The 3,267-nt window shown below is 55.3% G+C and carries 5 protein-coding genes; 2 read left to right on the forward strand and 3 right to left on the reverse strand.

What is annotated here, in order from left to right:
- A partial coding sequence (locus tag AC1DUU_RS27145; protein ID WP_476786456.1) for an acyl-homoserine-lactone synthase occupies positions 1–338 on the reverse strand: 338 nt, incomplete at its 3' end.
- A 488-nt stretch (positions 339–826) separates the two neighbouring features.
- Positions 827–1,087 carry a helix-turn-helix domain-containing protein gene (locus AC1DUU_RS27150; protein ID WP_476786457.1) on the reverse strand — a complete coding sequence of 87 codons (261 nt, stop codon included), beginning with the start codon at positions 1,085–1,087 and terminating at the stop codon, positions 827–829.
- Between the two features lie 53 nt (positions 1,088–1,140).
- On the opposite strand from AC1DUU_RS27150, the gene AC1DUU_RS27155 reads away from it, so the two are divergent.
- The gene (locus tag AC1DUU_RS27155; RefSeq protein WP_476786458.1) at positions 1,141–1,362 is read left to right on the forward strand and encodes a hypothetical protein; all 222 of its coding nucleotides are present in this window, start codon (positions 1,141–1,143) and stop codon (positions 1,360–1,362) included.
- A complete protein-coding gene (locus tag AC1DUU_RS27160; RefSeq protein ID WP_476786459.1) occupies positions 1,359–2,645 on the forward strand; it encodes a threonine synthase in 1,287 nt (428 codons plus the stop codon). The genes AC1DUU_RS27155 and AC1DUU_RS27160 overlap by 4 nt, the downstream gene beginning before the upstream one ends.
- A gap of 16 nt (positions 2,646–2,661) precedes the next feature.
- On the opposite strand, the gene AC1DUU_RS27165 is transcribed toward AC1DUU_RS27160, so the two are convergent.
- On the reverse strand, positions 2,662–3,267 hold a 606-nt coding region (locus tag AC1DUU_RS27165), incomplete at its 5' end, for a pyridoxal-phosphate dependent enzyme (protein WP_476786460.1).

Genomic DNA, 3,267 nt, shown 5'->3' on the forward strand with positions numbered 1-3,267 from the left:
ACGCTGATCTTTCGAATTCCGAACCTCAGGCTCGCCTCAAGCAAGCCGCAAAGCACTTCTCCGGCTAGGCGCGCGGACGTGCCTGTTCTCCGGTAGGGAAATGCGATGAAGAAGCGGGTCCACTCATAGATGTCAGGAGCGCGAGGGGGCGTGCCATTGGCAAGTTGTGGAAAGACGTTGCCAAGCAGATGTGGCTGGGTCGTAGGCACCATCCTGGACCCGCCTATGACGTCGCCAGAGCTATCGACGGCAAGGAGATAGACTGCATGCTCCGTATCGAACGCGTCCATTTCGATGTCGATGGGGCGCCCAAGTGCCTGCCACCGTCGTTCGACCACGTAGATTTCATGACGCAGCCGAAAATGTCGCTCTAGCTGTTGTTGATAGAGCTGTCTATTTGACCAATCGACAACGAGGATACGACCCATGGCGACCTCCTGTCCGTTTGTATTTGGTCGGGGTCTTCGTCGCTATCGCCAAATATGGTCATTGACTGCCTGTATTTCTCCAAAGACCATTGCTTTCGATACGGCTTGCGAGACCTTGTTTGCGCCGATTTTTTCGTTTGGAGCATTTTCAAGACCCCTGCCGTCGTCTTGATCTCCAAGATCTCCGCAGCGGCACTCCCGAGGATTGGTACTTCTTCTTCGATCGGTATCGCAGGACTCCTCGCGCTGAATAGCGTAGAGAATTAAATCATTATACGTGATGTATAAAATAAAACTTAACCGAAGTATTACTTAATCGATAAATCAAACTTACCAAATCGCCAAATAAGCAACGCGATCAATAGCCACATTTTATCTGTTCTTTGAACGAGCAGGCATCAGTCTCTCGCATCGCTGTCGTGATAGGGCCCAGCATCCGCGTCCACCCCGGCAACTGTCGCGATCAGCTCCCAGCCTTCGACTCCAAGAGTCCGTGCGAGGATTTCCAGCGTATCCAGTGTTGCATTTCGGCGGCCGGTCTCAACGCTGCTCACATAGGCGCGTGAGAGGCCCGAGAGGAGCGACAGACGTTCTTGCGACAGGTCGCGTTCTTTGCGTAGCCGACGCACATTCACGCCCAGACGACAACGTAAATCCATGATAGCGCAGCACCTCCGTGATCATTATAGAATGGCACACTTTAGGAGTCATTTTGATTGACTTCAACCGGCATGCCTGTTTCAAATCGAACTTGGATAAACTCACAGCCTTGAGAGGAATGATGAAGCAGGCCACTCAACCTCGGAAGGTCAGATACGCCTTGTCTGAAGACAATGCCAAACAGCCCTACAGCAAGGACATCCGGCTTTTTTCGCAAGATCTAGCTATTGCAACCGCAGGCACCGCCAAGCCTTTCGTAGGGTTCCAGGCGTGAGGGGCATAGAGGGCTATTCCTGCATCAGGTGCGACGCGCATTTTCCCGCAGCACTGACGATCGACTCCAAGGGCTGTCCGTTCTGCGCGCCGGTCGCCCCTGCCAATCTGGCGCCCATCTATGGACAGTCAGCGATTAGCAGTGCTGTTGCAGGTGACCAGTACGGTCGTTCGTCATTGTGGAAGTATGGCCAATGGCTGCCGTGCGCGCCCGAGGACATCGTCACCCTGGGTGAAGGGCAGACGCCCCTGATCTCTTGTCCGCGGATCGGTTCATCGATGGGGGTGGCTAACCTGTTCATCAAGGATGAGAGCCGCAATCCGACATGGTCGTACAAGGACAGGTTCTCGACGGTAGCGGTCTCAATTGCGCGCGCGCAGGGCGCAAAGCTGGTTGCCACAGCGTCATCAGGCAATGCCGGTGCGTCGCTTGCCGCCTACGCAGCACGAGCGGGTATAGGTTGTGTTGTAGCAACATTTGCAGGCACGGCCAGCCCAATGCTGTCCCAGATCAGGAGGCACGGCGCCACTGTCCTTTCGCTGACCAACAAGCAGGACAGGTGGAAATTCCTTGCTGAGGCCCAAGAGCGGTTTGGATGGTTTGTCACGTCTCCTTTCAGCGCGCCTGTCGTTGGTAGTCATCCACTTGCTATCGAGGGCTACAAGACGATCGCTTACGAAATCATCGAACAAGGATCGGGTGATGTTCCGGACTGGTGCGTCATGCCGGTCTGCTATGGCGACGCTTTGTCAGGCGTATGGGCTGGTTTCAAGGAGCTGTTTTACGCTGGCCTCATAGACCGGTTACCAAAAATGGTGGCGGCAGAGGTTCATGGCTCTCTGTCGACCGCACTCGCAGAAGGGTCGGACCACATTCCGGAACAAAGAGTTTGCTTCGACGCTCTCGCCGTGTCGATTGGTACTTCGCGAAGTACCTTCCAGGCGCTTAGAGCACTCCGAGAATCGTCAGGACATGCTGTGCCGGTATCCAACGATGGACTAATGGAGATGCAGTCCCGCCTGGCTAGGGGCGAAGGAATTTTCGCAGAACTGGCATCGGTTACCCCTCTCATGGCGATAAGGACACTGGCCGATCGTAAGGTAATAGCCGCCGGGGATAGGGTCGTTGCAGTTGCTACTGCTGGGGGTCTCAAGGATCTCGATCGGTCTACCGATCCGCAAACGCGCCATGAGACGTTCGCCACGACCGCTGATGCCTGGAACTGGTTCTTGAAAAGCCGGTCAGTGACGCGACATTCCCCTACGCAGGACGGTCAGGTGTGACACGCGAAACGCATCGTCAGCGCATATTTTGCTGGAGGCGCATCACTTCATCAAGGCTGCGCCGTCGCCAGTCAAAACGTGTCCAAGCAGCCTCTGATCTGGGCTCAATTTTGGAGATTCTCGTTGGAGCGTCGTATGCCGGAGTTCTCCAACCAGGCAGTGTGGCAAGCCAAATATCGCTGTAAACTGTATCGGAATGCCGATGCCCTTCGTCCGGCATGATCACAGCGACCCGTGCGTCGGGGTTGGTTTTGCTCACCCACTGCCCAACCAGTGCGGAGGCACCACTGGTTGGGCCCATGAATATGCCATGCTGTCGGAACAAGTGGTGGGCAGCATGGAATGCCGGATATGCCCCAACCCAGTGAATTTCATCTATCAGCTCGTGGCGAACATTCTTGGGTAAGACGCTATTTCCCAGGCCTCGCAGCACTCGTTTCCCGAGCGGCTGTCCAAACAAAATGCTGCGATGCGTGTCGACCGCGATAATCTTCAGATCAGGAAACACCGATCGCAAGAAAGTGCCGGTACCGCACAGAGACCCGCCTGTCCCGACACATCCGACAAGGCAGTCTATCTGCCCCATTGCGCGCACAAAAAGATCGGCCAAACGGGCGTATGC

This window comes from Aminobacter sp. P4_H6_2 (genome assembly GCF_056400805.1).